This is a genomic window from Halanaerobium sp. ST460_2HS_T2 (genome assembly GCF_003337665.1).
GTDB lineage: Bacteria > Bacillota > Halanaerobiia > Halanaerobiales > Halanaerobiaceae > Halanaerobium > Halanaerobium kushneri.
Genome location: NZ_QPJF01000010.1, coordinates 1 through 18,476, shown reverse-complemented (window position 1 = coordinate 18,476; position 18,476 = coordinate 1). Strand labels below are relative to the sequence as shown.

16 protein-coding genes are annotated in these 18,476 nt (G+C 35.7%); 2 read left to right on the top strand and 14 right to left on the bottom strand.

Going from position 1 to position 18,476, the window contains the following annotated elements; genetic code table 11:
- Positions 1-4: 4 nt before the first annotated feature.
- From galU to DFR80_RS06155, 7 genes are all read right to left on the bottom strand, one after another.
- On the bottom strand, positions 5-874 hold the full coding sequence (gene galU, locus DFR80_RS06185) for a UTP--glucose-1-phosphate uridylyltransferase GalU (protein WP_076545705.1): 870 nt from the start codon (positions 872-874) through the stop codon (positions 5-7).
- Between the two features lie 89 nt (positions 875-963).
- Positions 964-2,838 carry a patatin-like phospholipase family protein gene (locus tag DFR80_RS06180; RefSeq protein WP_114489475.1) on the bottom strand — a complete coding sequence of 625 codons (1,875 nt, stop codon included), beginning with the start codon at positions 2,836-2,838 and terminating at the stop codon, positions 964-966.
- A 117-nt stretch (positions 2,839-2,955) separates the two neighbouring features.
- Positions 2,956-4,701: a phospho-sugar mutase gene (locus DFR80_RS06175; RefSeq protein ID WP_084566200.1), complete on the bottom strand. Its 1,746-nt coding sequence runs from the start codon at positions 4,699-4,701 to the stop codon at positions 2,956-2,958.
- Between the two features lie 110 nt (positions 4,702-4,811).
- Positions 4,812-5,513 (bottom strand): hypothetical protein, encoded by a 702-nt coding sequence (locus DFR80_RS06170; protein ID WP_076545703.1) that lies wholly within the window; start codon positions 5,511-5,513, stop codon positions 4,812-4,814.
- A gap of 118 nt (positions 5,514-5,631) precedes the next feature.
- Complete coding sequence (locus DFR80_RS06165; protein ID WP_114489474.1) at positions 5,632-7,407, bottom strand: LPS-assembly protein LptD; 1,776 nt, start codon at positions 7,405-7,407, stop codon at positions 5,632-5,634.
- Positions 7,408-7,485: 78 nt separating this feature from the next.
- Complete coding sequence (locus DFR80_RS06160) at positions 7,486-8,418, bottom strand: hypothetical protein (protein ID WP_076545701.1); 933 nt, start codon at positions 8,416-8,418, stop codon at positions 7,486-7,488.
- Between the two features lie 15 nt (positions 8,419-8,433).
- A complete protein-coding gene (locus tag DFR80_RS06155; RefSeq protein WP_076545700.1) occupies positions 8,434-9,426 on the bottom strand; it encodes a hypothetical protein in 993 nt (330 codons plus the stop codon).
- Positions 9,427-9,589: 163 nt separating this feature from the next.
- Here DFR80_RS06155 and DFR80_RS06150 point away from each other — a divergent pair, with 163 nt between their 5' ends.
- Together DFR80_RS06150 and DFR80_RS06145 are read left to right on the top strand one after the other, a co-directional pair.
- Positions 9,590-10,282: a cytochrome c biogenesis CcdA family protein gene (locus DFR80_RS06150; protein ID WP_076545699.1), complete on the top strand. Its 693-nt coding sequence runs from the start codon at positions 9,590-9,592 to the stop codon at positions 10,280-10,282.
- A gap of 154 nt (positions 10,283-10,436) precedes the next feature.
- Entirely contained in the window at positions 10,437-10,940 is a 504-nt protein-coding gene (locus tag DFR80_RS06145) for a hypothetical protein (RefSeq protein ID WP_114489473.1), read from the top strand.
- Between the two features lie 78 nt (positions 10,941-11,018).
- On the opposite strand, the gene DFR80_RS06140 is transcribed toward DFR80_RS06145, so the two are convergent.
- The 7 genes from DFR80_RS06140 to DFR80_RS06110 form a co-directional block, all read right to left on the bottom strand.
- Positions 11,019-11,702, bottom strand: coding sequence for a hypothetical protein (locus tag DFR80_RS06140; RefSeq protein WP_114489472.1), 684 nt, complete (start codon positions 11,700-11,702; stop codon positions 11,019-11,021).
- 103 nt (positions 11,703-11,805) lie between these two features.
- A complete protein-coding gene (locus DFR80_RS06135) occupies positions 11,806-13,272 on the bottom strand; it encodes an S-layer homology domain-containing protein (RefSeq protein WP_147270174.1) in 1,467 nt (488 codons plus the stop codon).
- Positions 13,273-13,592: 320 nt separating this feature from the next.
- Positions 13,593-14,357, bottom strand: a complete 765-nt coding sequence (locus DFR80_RS06130) for a hypothetical protein (protein ID WP_114489470.1) — start codon at positions 14,355-14,357, stop codon at positions 13,593-13,595.
- Between the two features lie 15 nt (positions 14,358-14,372).
- Complete coding sequence (locus DFR80_RS06125) at positions 14,373-15,236, bottom strand: tyrosine-type recombinase/integrase (protein ID WP_114489469.1); 864 nt, start codon at positions 15,234-15,236, stop codon at positions 14,373-14,375.
- A 529-nt stretch (positions 15,237-15,765) separates the two neighbouring features.
- On the bottom strand, positions 15,766-16,074 hold the full coding sequence (locus DFR80_RS06120) for a hypothetical protein (protein WP_114489468.1): 309 nt from the start codon (positions 16,072-16,074) through the stop codon (positions 15,766-15,768).
- Between the two features lie 67 nt (positions 16,075-16,141).
- Positions 16,142-17,917 (bottom strand): DUF927 domain-containing protein, encoded by a 1,776-nt coding sequence (locus tag DFR80_RS06115; RefSeq protein WP_114489467.1) that lies wholly within the window; start codon positions 17,915-17,917, stop codon positions 16,142-16,144.
- Positions 17,918-17,989: 72 nt separating this feature from the next.
- On the bottom strand, positions 17,990-18,367 hold the full coding sequence (locus DFR80_RS06110) for a hypothetical protein (RefSeq protein WP_114489466.1): 378 nt from the start codon (positions 18,365-18,367) through the stop codon (positions 17,990-17,992).
- Positions 18,368-18,476 lie beyond the last annotated feature (109 nt).

Below are 18,476 nucleotides of genomic sequence, written 5' to 3'. Positions count from 1 at the left end.
CTGATTAAAAATCTGCTGTCAGTTCCTTTAAGTATTTTTTAAATTCAGGCCCCAAATCTTCTCTTGCCAGAGCCAGCTCAACTGTGGTTTTTAAAAAACCCATTTTATTTCCAACATCATAACGTTTTCCTTCGAAATCATAACCATAAACTACTCGCTTATCAAGCAGAGTCTTTAAAGCATCAGTTAGCTGGATCTCTCCTCCTTTGCCTGGAGGCGTGTTTTCTAAAATATTAAAAATATCAGGAGTAATAATGTAACGTCCTAAAATTGCAAGATTGGAAGGCGCCTCTTCCAGTGATGGTTTTTCTACCATATCTTCGACCCGATAAACATCACCATCTTTGCGGCTATAATCAACTATTCCATATTTATTTACGTCTTTTTCGGCAACAGTTTTACAGCCCAGAACAGCAGTCTCTTTTTCTTCATAAATCTCCATCATCTGCTGAATAACTGGCTTTTTAGAATGGATTATATCATCCCCAAGCAGGACTGCAAAAGGATCATTACCCACAAATGTTTTGGCACAATAAATAGCATGGCCCAGACCTTTCTGCTCCTTTTGCCTGACTGAATGAATAGTAATCATCTCCGAAATATCTTCAACCATATTTAAAAGCTCTGTTTTACCCTGTCTTTTTAAAGCTGCTTCCAGGGCCTGAGATTTATCAAAATGATCTTCAATGCTCTGTTTATCTTTAGAGGTAATGATTAAAATATCCTCAATTCCTGCTGCAACTGCCTCCTCAACTATATACTGAATAGAAGGTTTGTCAACAATCGGCAGCATCTCTTTGGGTTGAGCCTTGGTTGCCGGTAATAGTCTGGTTCCCCAGCCGGCTGCTGGAATTACTGCTTTTTTAATCTTCATTATATCACTCCCAAATAATTTTCGCTAAGTCTAAGTCAGATTAATCAAAATTTCTCTTATTAATATTATAACATTAAATCAGATAGATGTTAAAAACTGTAGGAAAACTGAAGTCCATAGCGTTGATCTTTAATTTCAAAATCATGGGCCACAAATAAATCAACTTCTATTGGTTTTAAACCTAATAAATATAATCTCGAATTAAAAGCAGGCCCAACTGCCAGTCCCTCCTCTGACCACTGCTGATCACTGTAATAGTCAACAAATAGGTAACCTCCAATATCAGTTAACTGCAAGAAATTTAGAAGTTCCATCGGCAGCTGCAAATTATAATTATAATTGAAATTTAAAGAAGCCTGCAGATTGGTATTACTGTCCAGTTTTTGACCCCTATAGATAAGTGGAGATTCCACAAAATCACTGCTATTATAAATAACTTCGGTCCCAATACTCCAGGCCTCAGTAAAGTCATAATTAATAAGGTGTGAACTCAAAATATCAACATCACCCTGCTGATAATTTAAAAAAAGATCATTTTCGGACTGCCACTGAAAGTCATCACCCAGATAGCGAAAATCATTTCCAAAAAGCAAATATTCAGTCCCCTGTCTCCTGCCATAGCCGGCAGATAAATTAAATCTTCTACCAAAATATTTAAGTTCTGCTTCATAATCACTTTTAGTAGCCGAATCATAATCATTTCTATATTTTAAATATAGATCAAGACTATCCGTAATTTTTTTTATTCTTAGAGCAGCTGAGTAAGCATCCTCCCAGCTGTCCTCTCCCAATAGAGCAAGCCTGGCCCTGTTATAATAGATCTCAGCACCTACCTGAAATTGATCCAGTGGTGTACGAAATAATTCCTGGCTGAAAGGCGAAAAATCTCTTCCATAATAAATCAGAGGACTTATTCCCCTTTCTTCTACAATCAGCCGGTCGAATTCAAGATCTCGCAGTATGCTGTCCAAACTATAATTTTGACGAGGAACTGGTTGTCGGAGAGGTATACCTGCTTTTTTTAATTCAGCTTTTAACTGTGGAATTTTCTTTAAAGTTTCCAGGTAACCTATTTCTACCAGTCTGCTGGCATAATTAAAATCCATAAACGTATAGTTTTCAACATCGGCAGTAATAATAAAATCAGCATATCTGTCCAGTATCTGGCCGGAATACTCATCCTGAATAATTTCTAAAAAACGGTTTGCTGATTGAAAAGGACTTCCATAATCATATCTTTTCTCATCTTCAGGTGTGTGAGTGGCAATAACATAATCAGCTCCCAGCAGAGCAGCTGATTTTGCAGGAGATGATTCCAGTACCCCTGCATCAATAAAATAATGCTCATTCTGAGAATGGATTGGAAAATAACCGGGAATTGAATAGGCCGCCTGCAGCACCTCTGAGATTTTACCCTCTGTTGTTAAATATTTTTTTCCTTCTGCCAGATCAAAACTAAGCTGAGCTGTCGGAATCAAAAAATCTTCCAATTTTTTTTGCGGTGCAACTGATTCCATAAAAATATTTACTTTTTTACTATTCAAAAGAGCACCCCGACCGAAATTAAAAAGTCTGGCAAAAGGAGTATCAGTTACAATTTCTTCGATCTGATCCACCGACAGACCACTACCATAGAGAGTAGCAATAATTGAACCCATACTGGTTCCAGTCATTAAATCAATGGGAATGTTATTTTCTACCAGAGCTTTTATGACCCCCAGATTTGCAATTGCTCTGGCTCCTCCACCAGAAAGTGCCAGCCCCACGGCCGGCTCACTTTTTGCTCCAATCCTGTTTTTAAAATGCTGATAATTTTCCACCAGATAGCTCTCGCCATCAAATTCTATTTCCTGCAGACTATTTTCTGCTGCAGATCTTTCGGGCTCTGATTCAGCAAAAAGAAGCCCGGAAAATAAAGTAGTGAAAATAATAACTAGAATAAAAATGAAAATTATTTTTTTCATAATAAACACCTCTGTTCGGGAAAAGCTGAATAAAACAGCAAAGGGAGGCAGAGCCTCCCTTTTATTTTTTTAATTCTGCCTCTTATTTTTCTATTACTCTTCTTGCATGCCAAATACTTAGAAGCTGTTCATTATCTCCTCAACTTCAGACATTAAATTCTCCTTAAATCCGGCCAGCACTTTTTCTGCTGTTGCCTGATCTTTTTCGCGAACTGCAAAATAAAATTTAAGTTTGGGTTCAGTTCCGGAGGGCCTAATAGTGAGTTTAGCATCACCTTCCAGTAAATATTGAAGCACATTTGATTTAGGCAGCTTTATTTCTTCTTCCTGATTTTCATCTAAATAATTAATTGTAGATAATTTATAATCCTTAACCACCTTAACCCTGCGGCCTGCTATTTTTTCGGGACTCTCTTCTCTCAGTCTGGCTATTGTTTTAGTTATTACTTCCTGACCTTCCTTTCCTTCCAGGCGAATCGACTCTAAATCTTCCAGATAATAACCAAATTCTTCTCGCAATTCTGCCAGACGCTCCAGCAGATTTGTTCCTTCTTCTTTATATTTTAGAGCCATAATTGCTGCCAGACCAGCGGCAACCGCAGCATCTTTATCGCGCGCATGTTTACCAATTAAATATCCGAGGCTTTCTTCAAAACCCAGAATAAATTCTTTTTCCCCTGATGCTTCAAACTCTGTAATTTTTTCTCCAATAAATTTAAATCCTGTCAGTACATCGAGTACTTCCACCCCGTACTCAGCAGCAATATCTAAAACCATATCTGTAGAAACAATTGACTTAACAATAACTCCATTATCAGGTAGCTTACCTGCTGCCTTTGCTTCTTTTAAAAGAAAATCAGCAAATAAAACACCTGTTTCATTCCCATTTAAAAACTGATAGTTCCCCTCAGCATCTCTAACTGCAGGTGCCATCCGATCACAGTCAGGATCAGTTGCAATAACCAGATCGGCTTCTTCTTCCTCAGCCAGCTTTAATGCCAGATCAAAAGCCTCTCTGTCTTCAGGGTTTGGACTTTCTACGGTAGAAAATTCTGAATCTCCATCTGATTGTTCTTCCACAAGATGCAGGTTAGAAAAACCTAAATCACTGAGAAGTTTTGGAATTACTGTACTGCCTGTTCCATGTAGTGGAGTATAAACCACTGATAAATTGCTGCCCTTCTCTGCTGCTAGATCTGTATCTGGTAAAATATCTATTAAAGTTTTTTGATAACTATCATCAACTTCGGCACCAATGTAATTTAATAATCCCTTATCAACTGCCTCCATCTCATCCATAGTTTTAACAATAGAAAAATCATCTATTTCTTCAATTTCAGCAATAATATCTCGAGCCTGCTCAGGTACTACCTGTCCCCCATCTTCCCAGTAGACCTTATAGCCATTATATTCCGGTGGATTATGACTGGCGGTAACTACTATGCCACCGATTGCATCTAATTCTCTAACTGCATAAGAAAGCTCCGGAGTTGCTCTCATTCCGGTAAATAAATATGTTTTGATGCCATTTGCAGCCAGCACAAGTGCTGCTTCCAGTGAAAATTCCGGCGAATTATGTCTTGAATCGTAGGCAATTACAACACCTTTTTCCTGACCATCATCACTGTAATTAATTATATAATTGGCCAGACCCTGAGTGGCTTTCCGGATCACATATTTATTAATTCTATTAGTTCCGGCCCCCATTTTTCCTCTCATACCACCTGTACCAAAATCAATATTTTTATAAAAGCGATCTTCAATTTCTGCTTCATCATCCTGGATGGCTTCCAGCTCTTCTTTTGTCTCCTTATCAAAATAGTCACTTAAAAGCCAATCGCGATATCTGGACATATAACTCAAAATTGATCAACTCCTTTGTTGATAAACGATCTAAAGTATTTATGCTACTCATTGAAAATATTATATCACAAATAATTTTTTTTATAAAGTTTTTAAAGAATTAAGAAAAATTAGAGTTTATATTTAAATTTCAAAGAAATTTTGCGGCCACTCTTATCAGTTCGACCGGAATTTTTCGTATTTATCTGCTGGTCAAACTGCAGCTTTGTGTCCAGATCAAGATTTTCGCTAAATTTCCAGCCCCACTTTAAGGAAACTCGATTCAATCGATAGTCATCTTCCGGACTGATCTTATATTCAGTCCACTGTCTTTGAAATAAAATTTCATAATCGTGTTTTTCATTTAAATCATACTGCAGTGTGTACTGCACTCGGGCCAGCTGATAGTCTTTTGTTTCCGCCTCCAGATAATCCTTATCTCGCAGCAAAAGTTTAAATCGATTGCGCAGTTTCTCAGTTAAATAAAAGGTATAATTACCCTCAACTTCTAAATTCAAATTATCATAGGTCTGACTCTGTTCATAAATGCGCTGCTGCCGTTGAGCTTTCAAATAATAATATTCACCTACAGCCAGCTTCTGTTTATATCGCAGCCACTGTTTGTTATACTGATAATAATCAACAATGTTATCTTCATTTTCTTCCAGGTCTCCCGGATCAGTATAAAGCCTATCTCCACTCTCAAAACTGCCACTAATTTCCGGCCTATAGTCTTTAGCTGCCACCGGGGCTGCATAAAAACCAGTTAAAGTCAAAGCAGAGAAAATTAAAAGAATAGAAACTATCAGAAAAGTTATTGTGTTCTTTTTCACAAAAATCCCCCTTTTTCTTTATTTTTCACGATTAAAAGGAAAATTCCTGCAATTTTGTGAAAAAATATTCAAAACCCTGTCCTTTAATCAGACAGGGTTTTAATAAATTAGATTAGATTTAAATAGAAAGACCAAAATTAATACTTTTACCAACAAATTCATAGCCAATAAAAAAATCAAAACAGTCTTCTTTTTTTCTAAGTCGAAGGTTTATTTCGTCCCATTCTTCGCTAGATAAATCAAAACTGCCATCAGCCTCAAGTGCCCAGGCTGAATCTGGATAATCACCTCTGATATCTAGAGAAATTGAAGGTTTAAGCAATCTTTCCTCTTCTTCCCGATCATCGACTAATGGGGTACTGCCCATCACTCTATCCTGCCGATAAAAAAGGGCAGATTTAAAAAGCAACTTTTTATTTAATTGATTTCGATAGCGAAGACCGGTATTTAAAACCGAAAAGTGATAATTCTGATCATAGCCGCTCTGATAATGATCAAGTCGATAATTATGAGTTAAGTGGTAGGAGAAACCAGCTGGAAGCTGCCAGCTATTGTTGTAGTTTAAATTTAATCTGGATTTATTTAACTCTACTCCTCCATTTTCGACCCGTCCTGTCCCCAGGGAAGTTTTAAAAGAATAAAAAGCAGGAAATGAAAGTTCAAGATAAGGATAGTAATTGTAGTCTTCTCCTGCCACATATTTAAGATTCCAGTTAACAGCTGTCTGATTATGGCTTAAACTGTAATTTTCTTTAATCAGTTCTTCGCTATTATATTCTCTTCTCAAAGATGCATTGACCCCTGTCCCAAAGCGATAGTCAGCTGTATAAACTGTTTCAATTATTTCTTTCTGTTCCGGATCGTATTTCTTAAAAAGACCAGTTTTCAAACCACTTTCAAATTGGTAATTTGCCTCAACAAAATATCGATTGACCGGCTCTGCAGGCAGTAAATCTCGCAAAAGTCCTGCTTCCAAACTTAAATTGCCAGGAGTATAAAGCAGTGAACTTCTAAATTCTTTTTCTTCTTCGTCTAAAACCTCATCCTCAAAATCATAATCATAAAGATAATAATAACGATTTTTGAAACTTAAATTCTCAGTAAATCGCTGGATATTAAGATACTCTCTGCGTTCATCTCTTTCCTCTCCGGACCCTTCCCGCCAGTAATAAATTCGGCCGCTGTTAGAATCTCCAATCTGGTAGGGATAGGACAACTCAACTGTAACTCCTTTTTCAGCATCATAGCCGAATCTGGGCAGGGGAAAGGTGTTTCTAAGTTCTTCTCCCTCTTTTCCGTCAGGATCATAGGTAACAGAATAATATGGAAAGTAAAAAACAGGTATATTGGCTATGTAAGGAACTATATGATGAATAGTAATCGTATTATCAGGATTAATTCTGACCTCTTTAGCCTTAAAATGATAGTGCGCTTCCGGACGACTGCAGGGAGTAAATTCTGCTGACTGCATGACACCTTCTACTGGTGAAGCCGAAAGTATATTTAGCTCCGAACCAGAAAAATATATCTGGCCAACACTTCCTTTCGCATCGTAAAGACTTCCCGTTTCCAGTTGATAATTATACTCCAGGCTGTCACCCCGCAGATCATCTTTATCAGATTCAATTAAAACATTTTTATAAGCTTTTAACTTTTTATTTTCGGTATCAAGTTCAAATTTATCTGCTCTAACAGTAAAATCAGCTGATTTGAAAACAGGTGAACCTTCAAAAACTACCAGACCTGTTTGCTCAATAAAAGTAATTTCTTCTCCTTGAACAACATAATCTGCTGCAGATACTGAAAACGAAAGTAAAAAAAGAAAGGCAAAAACAAGCAGCAAAAATCCTCCAATTTGATTTAACTGACAATGTCTATAATTATTTTTCTGCAAGATTCTAACTCCTTTTCAAATCAGTTTTCTGCTCATCTAAAATAATATGAAAAAACCCGCCTTTCTGGCAGGTTAGATCTATTTTAAAACTATACCCCTAATTTCTTTTTCTTCAATCAGCTGGATATATAACTCTGAACCAGCAGGAATTGTCTCATCTTCACCTTCAACAAAATAACCGACAACTACTCCCGGCAAACCAAGAAGGGCCGTTCCCAGCACACTGGCACCAATAGCCAGTTTCTGTGATTCGTTCTCTTCTCGGGCCTCATCTTCAATTGCAACATCCAGTGAACTACCATCAATAGCAGTCAGTTGAGGAAAACCAATTTTAATGTCTCCATCCTGACCCATTTTCCCGGCTTCTTTAATTTCTGTAACTTCCAGCTCTCCTGTAGTACCTGCAGGTATGATTAAAACATCCCCAATTTTAATATCTTCTATCACCTGATAGGGAACTTTCTTACCCCGGCTGGCAGTTTTAGAATCAATTTCTTCCAGTAATTCGATCCTGATTAGCTGATCCTCTCTGCTTTTTACAAGCTGAATTGGCATTTCCCGCCCGCTGATTGTTAGCTGATAAAGCTCCTTAATCCTTTCTTTAAGTGGGCCTTCAGTAACTTGACCACTTACCATCTTCTCTAAATTACTGATCCGTTCAAGCAGATTAGATCTCCCGATTTCTCCACTTATTGCCCACTCAACTGTATTAAAGAGAAAAACAAGAGAAGGAGACTTTTCTGTTGTTTCAAAAAGATCTGAAATTATTTTTTCTGTTCTTTCGACAATGGATCCCGGCTGTTTTTTTTGATATAAACTCTGTTCAACATCACTAACCCGTTCTAAAATCGGCTTATCCGACACAGAACCATATAAAAGCCTTTCCGCATCTGCCAGACCATCGAGCGGGATAATTCCCGCAGCCTGCAGCTGGGAATAAGGCAAAATAGGTGTCATAATAATTGAAAATACTAAAATCAGTACTGTAATTTTTTTTATATTTATTGACAAAATACTGCACCATCCTTAAAAGTTTATTTCGAAAGAAGCACTAATATTTCTTTCGCTATCATCCTTATTTTCGTCATTTTCGATTAATTCATAACCAAGATTCAAACCATAATTTTCATCAAAAGTTACTCCCAGACCTAAATCCCAGGCTGTCTGAGATTTTAAAGTTGACTCCAGGTCCTCTGGGTTCAGCAGTTTATAGGAAGCACTAAAAGTTGCCAAATTATTAAAATCAAGCTCAACACCAGTTATTCTCTGAGTCAGTTCGTCATTTAAATCAATCTGATAGCTGGCTCTAATTGTTCCCATTGGGTCATTATACTGCAATCCAAAAACTGTAGTATCAGCATTTAAGTCATAATCATCATTAAATGTATTTAAATCATTATTTTCTATAAAATCAGCAGAAACTGTAAGCCGATCACTGGTTTGATAGGCAAGTCCCAGACTGCGCCGACTTTCATTTTCTTCTCTAAAAACTCTCTCAGAACTGGCAGGTGTTAATAGGTTTTCCTCACTGTTAATAGTAAGATTCGGATTGGCTTCCGAATCAACCGTGGAAGAATTTACACTCTGCACCTCCCACCATTCTCGGTTAGCAAGACTGTAACCTGCTCTAATCAGAGCTCGCGAGTTAATGGCATATTCAAGCTGCAGCTGGGTTTCACTAATGACTTCATCATCAATAATCTGCTGACTATAATCCGTATTAAAATTAAGATCAGATAAAAGCTGTAAACCTGTATTCTGCTGGCTTCCATTACCAGTAAGATTAAAGCTGCTGTTGTCTATTTCAATATCTTCGATGTTGGTTGTACTTTCAAACTGAGAAGCAATACCCAGCAGTTCTTCCCTGGCAGAATCGGAAAACGACTTTTCCTGAGACAGGTCCAGACTTTTAAGATTTTCTGTTTCAGGATCAGTATTGGTCTGATCTGCTTCCTTAGCCGAAATATTGAAAGTAAAAATTAACAAAATAATGGCAGTAAATATCAATACCCTCTTCATCTTTCCCTGCCTCCTTTCTTTTATAATTACACACTTTAATTATAACAGATCTGGCCTGAATAATCCAGATAAGAAAACCTTTTATTTTCCAATTTATTATATTTGTCTATTTCGATATAGTATTATATAATCTAATTAATAAAAATATATTTGAGGTGATCATATGTCAGCAGATATAGGTTTGATTGCAGCTCTTTCGGCAGGACTGTTATCTTTCTTTTCTCCCTGTATTTTACCATTAATACCGACCTACCTATCTTATCTGGTCGGTGATTATGCAAAAGCAAAAGAAAAAAATAAGAATATTTCAATTGTAATCTCTTCTCTCAGCTTTATTGCTGGTTTTACTATTATATTTATTTTGCTGGGCCTATCAGCCACATTTTTAGGCAAATTTTTAATTAGAAATCAGAATATCCTGACAAACATTGGCGGCATTATTATTATTATTTTTGGTCTTCATTTAACAGGAATTCTTGAAATAAGCTATTTCTATCGAGAAAAGAAATTTGAGTTACCGGATTATCTGCAGGGTAATTTACGTTCCTTTGTAATGGGATTAATTCTGGCCCTCGGTTGGACTCCCTGTATAGGACCTATTTTAAGTTCAATTCTGATCGCTGCCAGCACAAGGTCCAACATCATGGGAGGAGGATTGCTCCTTTTATTTTATTCCATTGGCCTATCAGTTCCTTTTTTCTTATCAGCAATTTTCATGGACTATCTCCTGCCAAAGTTAAAAGCTTTTAATAAGTATCTACCATTAGTAAACAAAATAACAGGAATATTACTAATTATTTTTGGATTTTTAATGATCAGTGGTTATCTGGAAGTTTTAAATAGAATGCTGCTTTAAATTTCAAAAGATACCTTATAACAAAAACTTTTAAGAACATTATCTTGATCAGTAGCTTAAAATTGAGTTTCATATTTAAAAATAAAGGAGACTAATAATTTGCAAAGAATTATATATCATGGTACAAAATAAATAACCTCGGGAGAGATAATCTATGGAAAAAAGAAAACATATATTAGTACTTATATTGACTTTAATTTTATTTTTAAGTGGAACTGTATTTGCAGCACCCGAAATAGATATTTTTGATAATTGGATTACAAGTAAAAGTAAAGATTCTGAATCAGGGAATACTACTGTAGAAATATACCAATCAGATTATGCTATACCTTTAAGGGTGATTTGGAAAAATGGCGAGATAATGATAGTTATGAAGCCTTATAAAATAGAAGAACTAGGTAATGAATACGAAATATATTATCAATTCGATGATGGTGTAACTAATAGAGTTGTTTGTGAGGTTTCTCAGGAAAGAAAAAGTCTTTACCTTCCTGACCAGCTGGAAAAAGAATTGATTGAAAAAATGATGACTCATGAAAGCTTAAATATAGGAAGCTTTAAACTTCCAGATCCTACAGCAGGAAATGAATTAAACTATGATTTAAATAAATTTGATGAAGCAGTAAAAAAATACAGAGATTTATTTTTGACTAATTAAATTATTGTTTTAAAAAGCCCTTAAGTCAAAATTTGAATATCTGCCTTAAGGGCTTCTTATTAATTATTAATTTATCGCTTAGAAACTATATGTTAAACCAGCTTTATATGAAAATCCGTTACTGTAAACATCTCCTTCATCCTCATCATCCATTTCAAGATATAGATAATCTATACCAGCATTAAAATCCCAGCTATCAGCAAATTGACGTTTATAACCAATACCCCATCTATAACTAACCGCATCTAAATCTACTTTTTCATCTACTAAACCTGAAGCAGCAAAAGCTTGACCTTCAAAATTCTTATCTTTAGTACCTTTATAAAAAGCTACTCCTCCACCAGTTGTCCATCTTTCACTTAATTCATAATCAGCTAAAAGAGCAAGACCATTAAGTGCAACATCAATTTCAGCTGATCCTTTTCCAACAGCAGAATCAAAATTTGTTTCTACTGCACCAAAGATATGTTCATACTGAATATTTGCTGTCCATTTATCACTTACTTTCTTTTTCGCTCCTAAATAAAGCATAGGAACTTTATCAATATTGTCCATTTTTTCAATATTACTTGTTGATATTGAACCCTGAAAATTGCTTGCAACTAAATTATTTAAATCATCTATTGTAGAATTCCATTTATCTAATGTAACATTTGTAATAGAAATCCCACCAACAGCTTCCCAATCAGATGCAGCTGCACTTCCTGCTAACAACCCTACTATCATTAAGGCCATCATTAATATTATAATTTTATTCTTCATTCTTTAAATTCCTCCTATAGTTTGTTATTTTTTTCCTATAAACATAGAAAACCCGAGGGATAAATCCCCCGGGTTGTTTTTATTTCTTTATATTAGACTATGATTAGAAGCTTACAGATAAGGAAGTAGTTACAGCATTACCTGTACCTTCGCCCTCAACGTCATCTTCTCCGTCAATCCACTTAGCTTCTGTATTCCAAGTCATATTATCTGAAAGTTCTTTTGTCATATAACCTTTCAGGTAGTTATAACTAATTACAGTGGCACCATTATCATCTTCATCTTTATTAACTAATTCTGCACCAAGAGTAGTTGTATCGTTCCAAGCATACTCAGTACCCAAAGTGATGATAGTAGTATCATATCCATCTTTGTAAGTATCATTCATAGTATAAGCAACAGATGCACTATTAGTAAACTTACCATAACTATTATCTAATGCTACTTCTACAGTATTTTTATCTTCGTTATTGTCATTAGATTCATCTTGAACTAATGTATAGTCACCAGTAACCGTATTATTTTCATTTAATACATATGATGCACCTACATTAAACTTGTTATAGTCATTAGCTTCTTCAAGATCTCCTAATACACTTGCTGACTCAAAATTCTCGCCAACAGTTTCAAACATACCATCAACAGTTAATGCGTCACTAACTTTTGCTTCAGCATTAACATTGAATAGTGTATCACTTTCTGTATCAGTATCATTAAACACAACTTCTCCACCAACAGTTACCATATCAGTAACAGCTACATCAGAAACTTCTACTGCTACATCAGTAACATCTTTAGTTTCTAAATCAAAACTAGCCTGATATACTTTTCCAGTAACAGTACCGAAGTCCATTTCTCTACTTACATGAACACCATAATAATCTGTATCAACATCATAATCTTCTCCTAAAACAAAAGCAGTGATGTCATTACCCATGTAAGAAGCTGTCATTTCCATACCTTCCATATCTTCATCATCAATGAAGTATGAAGAAGCTGTATATCCATCTAAGTCACCAAACTTAAATTCATAATCATTATATGCTACTTCTAATAAAGCACTATCAACAGCTAAATCTAATCCATCTTCTTCAACACTATAAACACTGCTATCAAAAACAGTATCTTCTTTAGCAAATACATTAGTAGTAGTATCTACAGCAAGATTAAAGCTAGCTCCATTTAATTCACCAGCAGCGTTAATTCCAATTTCCTGCCAGAATTTCTTTTCTGCTGGGAAATCTTCTGCATCTTCTTCATCAGAAGTAGTTGGTGCAGTAATATCTAGCGCGTCTCCATCAGCCCACAGTTCTATAACAGCATCTGCGTTATCACCATAGTTAGCAACTTCTGCAAATGTATCTATAGTAGCTGTAAACTCAATGTTATCCTGTGGAACGTCCATAGCGTCTACTTTAGCTTCTAATTCAGCCATATCTTTACCTAAAGCGTCAACGTCTGCGCCTAATACTTTAAGTTCAGCTTTTAATTCAAATGTTAAAGCATCAACGATATCTGCTACTTCTTCAGCCTGAGCATCAGTTAAGCTGTCCTGAGTGTTCTTTTCCATTAAGGACGAAGATAACATATTTTTCCAGCAAAATAGAAAGTGCCTGTAATCCCTGTCATAACAATAAAGATAGTTGTTCTCTTTTTTCTACCATTTGTTGTTCTATAGAAAAACTATGGATAATTCGCCAATAGAAAAGTTGTTCCATAGATAGACAATGAAAAGAAAATAAATAGAAATAAAAACTAAAGGAGTCATCTGCAACCCCAGCAATAACAAGTGTTGCTGATGATTTTTGTCGAAAAAAGAGTGATTGTTGCTCTGATGCTGTAAAAAAAAGAAAACAGTCTCCCCGTAGAAAGACTGCTCTCTTTTTTGCCCTAAGAAGATAGTAAGGTCTCCATTTCTGTTTTGAATCCATACTGCTTGAGAAATTGAACCAATGCTGCCTCAACAATTTCTCGCTGACTAAGGTTTTTGACATCACTGAACTCTTCCAGAAAATGAGCCAGACTTTTCGACATATAAATACTTTTCGTAGTCGACTGGCCCGGCACTGCGTACTTTGGTACAGTTCCATCTGAATTTCCATCAACCAGAGCAAAGAGTTCTTCCTCCTTCTGCTGCAGTTTCTGCAGTAAAGGAATAAACTTCTGTAAAGATGAAGATTGTAACATCTCTTTCTTTTCTGTCAGTACTTCTGCACTTTCTGGACCAGAGTCATCTTCCTTCTCTTCTTCTACACCCTTGTTTTTTGCAGGACGATAATTCTGCTGTGTTGTAGACCAGCTGTAACCCTGACGCTGCATATAGTTTGCCATCTCCCTGTGGTCCTCAAAGCCCGCACTTTCTGCAATCTTTTTTGGATCAGCATTCTCTTTTATAAACATGGTAATAATAAGAGTCACTTTGGAATTTGCATTTTCCGGTACTACAACCTCTTCTTCCGGTAGGTCTGGAACATAATTTTCTTTTTCTGAATCATAGCGAAAACCTCGTCTGCGTAAATAGATATCTAAACTTTTGTAATTTGAATAATCATACTCAGCTGCTAAGTCTTCTCTGGATCGACCTTTTCCCAACTCCTGTAAAATATATTCCACTTTCTCATTGTATTTTGGACCCTCTACATTTGCTAAAGCCATAATAACATCTCCTTTCTACATAGCTTCTAGTGCATCTCTCATCTGACTCGGGTCTGCATGCAGGTACACGGATGTGGTCTGCAGATTCTCGTGGCCTAATATCCGCTGAATAGTAGGTAAGGCAACATCTTGCTGAGTTGTCAGAAATACTGCACAAGAATGCCTCAAGCAGTGAGCAGAAATTGATTTGTTGATACCTGCTTTTGCTACAGCCTTTTTTAGTCTTCTGTTGAAATATGCTGAACTAAGACTCCCAGATTTTGCGGTGGCAAATACAAAGTCAGAATCAATATTTTTTGGTCTAATATTTGCAAAGTAATATTTAAGCTCTCTTTTCAATGTGGAATTCAAAGGTATAGTTCTATCCTTACTATTTTTTCCATCAATAATCTTAATTAAATCATTTTCGAAAGAAATCTCATCGATCTTAAGATCCAAAGCCTCACTGATGCGAGCTGCGGTGTTGAAAATAAACAAAGCTACAATACGAATAAGAGGTTTTTCTATTTCTGCTAAAACTCTTTCCATCTCCTCTGCTGTCAGGTATTCTCTTTCCTTAATTTTTGCTTTCGGTGGTTCGTAATCTAAAGTAATATTTTTACCAAAATCTTTTCTGGCAATAAATTTATAAAAACTACGCATAGTATAACCATTAAGAGTGCGAGTCGAGGAGCTGTCACCCTCAAGTTTCCGCTGGTAGATGTAATCCTCAATATCTTCTGTCACAACATCAGTGAGGTACACCTGCCCGTTGTACTTCTTTTCCAGGTGCTGGTTGAAAACCTCCAATATCTTGGAATAATTGTATATGGTCTTTTCAGCATAATCTTTTTTGGTAAGGTAATCTTTGAACTTCTCAATTGCTTCTGTAAATAACATGAATATCCCTTCCTTTCATAATTTTTATAATAATATATAATCATAAACTCAGTAAGCTCAGGTTTTTTTAATACTCAAATTTTTGAAATAAATAGAACAAAAGAATGGATTGAATTTGAAGTTGGAGCAACACCAAGTCTAAAACAAACAGCGAATAATAATAAATAACTAATGATGAAAAGTAGGACCACCCAAAATAATGACTAATGCAAATAATAAAATATAATTGAGCAGTGTAATGATTCAACGGGGAACGGTGAACTAACGGTTAGCATAACGGGGAAATAAAATTCATGTAATGTCAACAAAGATAATAATAATTCCCGTTCTCCCGCTAGAAAAAATAGTAGAATAAAAGGTCATTTTTGTTGGAACTAATGTACAACAGCAATAAATAACAACCTAAGCTCTGAGAGTAAAAAGTAACGGGCAAACGGGAAAAGTGGCTGTAAAGCACTAAATGACATCAAATTCTGCCACCCACAAACATCCCCGTTTCCAACCCGGGTCCCGCAAAAAGTAAGTTCAATCAATAAACTGGTTGAGCATAGCTTGATGTAATTTGTTCTGCACACCATAAAATAAAGTTCTGCTTTTCGACCATCTCTTCACCATTGCTGTAAATGGAAGCTAAAGAGCCAGTTTCTACAGCTTCTCCCACCTCTTCTTTCAGTTCAAAAGGTGCATAATGATAAAGAGCATCAATGCTAAGTCGTTCTGGATAATCAAGCATTTCCTCTTTCAAATTCTTCATAAACTCAAGCTTCTTAAAATGATCTGTATTTTGATAGCCTTCACAATCTCTAGGATCATAATTTTGCATAATAATCTCCTCCATTTTGTTCCCACCAATCACTTATAATAATGATTGGTGGGTTAGTATAATACCTTTAGTCTAAGTCTAATTAATTAACATCAATATCTTCCATATTAAATTTAGCATTGATTGCTTCCTGATCTACTTCCTTTTTTTCTTTCACTTCTTCTTCATCCTCATCATCTTCATCATCCTTTATTTTAATAACATGAACAGGAGTCCTGCTGCCTCCAATTTTCCTGCGTCTGGTCAATCTATCCTTTTCAGCATTTAAAACATCCTGCTCTTTCCATTTTCTAAGAATAGACTGTGGCTCTTCAAAGCCACCATCATTCATCAATTTTTCAAATATTGAAGGGAAAATAACCAGCTCATTTTTCCCATTTTTCATGATTTTTTTGCCCCAGAACTCTGAATAATTAGCACCTTCCATCTTTCCAATATGTCCACCATAATCACTATTAAAATTCTTTCTTGAAGCAATAGCAACCTGTTCCATCAAATAATCATAAGCTCTACCAGACAGATCTCGATCAGGTAAACGTGTCTTTTCTGCTTCAAAGAGTAGATCTAAAATAGCATCAACATCCAGCTCAATCTCAAAACATTCATTAACTAAAATAGCAGTGGTTGTAATAATAGCTAGCTTGTTGGCCATTCTGTGTTGAAATCTATCATCCTCATCAGCATAATCAAATATCTTCTGCTGTTCATCGCTCCAGAGATTAATAATCTCTTCTTTGCCAGTTACAATAAGATCCTCGGCAAATAATGGGCCAACCAAACCATAGTTTGCTGTAACACCATGCTTAATTCTATCTGCATGAGCTCCAGAATTAGTCCATGTAATATCACCAATTTCAATCACCCTCATCAAAAGTCCAATATTATTATTTGATTTCGTAGTAAGTGCGTGTTCCCCAGTACTGATAATCGTCGTATACCAGGTAGCAGTTTCTTTCATTTGAGCGTCACGGTTCAGCCTGGATTTGTCCCTGCCTGATGCTAATTTGTAAATGGTGTTAGTAAAATCATAAAGGTTAGCCATAGATGCCTCGTCAAAAGCAACTGTAACCCCTGTATTATTTCTAAGTTCTGCAATAAGAGCATTCTGAGTTGAGTTCCAATCCCGTAAAAGACCAGAGCCTGTTCTCGATGGATTACCCCAGACCGAGGTAGCTAGTTGGGCAGCAGTTGTCTTACCCGTAGTTGATTCTCCAAAAATATGGATTGACATGGAATCAGCCTCGATACTTCGACCTATCAGACCAATTACTGCTGAAGTAAAGCCAATTGTAAAAGCTAATTCCAATTTTCTATTTCCTATAACTTCATTTTTAATAAGCTGAAGATAATCTTTCAAATCACCCTTGGGCTCAATATCATAATCACCATCATATTTAGACTTAATTCCTATACCATCAAAATGCTTAAAGTATAATTTATCTTCATCATTTTCACCCCAGCCTAAGCTGTGGTGAATAATATTCTTTTTTGTTTTAATTTCTTGGTTAACCAGATGCTTAATTACATCTTTTGAATTGTGCTCATATACATCTGCACCCTGAGCAACCATTACTTCTGATAACTTACGTTTATTTCCGAATAATTCTCGTGGAATGGTAACATTTTTACGGTTATTATTTCTGGTAGCTATTTCTAATTCTAAAAATTCATTACCAGTCTCTAAAACTTCTTTAATACTTCTCACTTTAATATCCCGGGCAATAATCTGATAATCACCTTTAATCCCTCGAACTATATAACCATTTTTTGAAAAGATACCCGGGTTAAGCTTTTTGATCTCCATCAGCTTTGCTTTGTCTTTATCAACATTCTTTATCTTCGGTTTTTTCTTCTCCATAAATAAAAGGCCCTCCTTAAATAATGATGTTTAATTACTCCCTGAGCAAATAACCACTCAGGGAGAATTGAGTTAATCAATTTCTTTAGTATTGTTTATAGTTTCTATAGCTACGATATTGGACCAAACTTTACCTTGATCATCTGTATTATTTTTAATCTCAACTAAGAACTCAGAGTTAATATAATCTTCAAAACGAAAGTTTCCACCTATATCATTATCCGTCATACCGGAAATAAATCTATACATTTTTGAGTTACGAGATTTTGATACCAGACACTTCTCTACTATATGTTTATCTTGAACTACAAATCTAAGGACAAGTCGATCTCTTACACCATATTTTGTGTCTACATTCTCTTCCAGTTCAAAGTTCGTGAATTCTGCCCTGTAATTTCCCTCTTCTAGAATATCATCTTCGAAATAACCTTCGCTAAATACAAAATCCATAATAGTAATTCCTCCACTAGCATTGCATAAAAATATTTAATAAATGTCAAGTTCTATTTTCAGCGAAAATACTTGCTTAAAATAGAAAAACTCCTTATAATTGGAATTA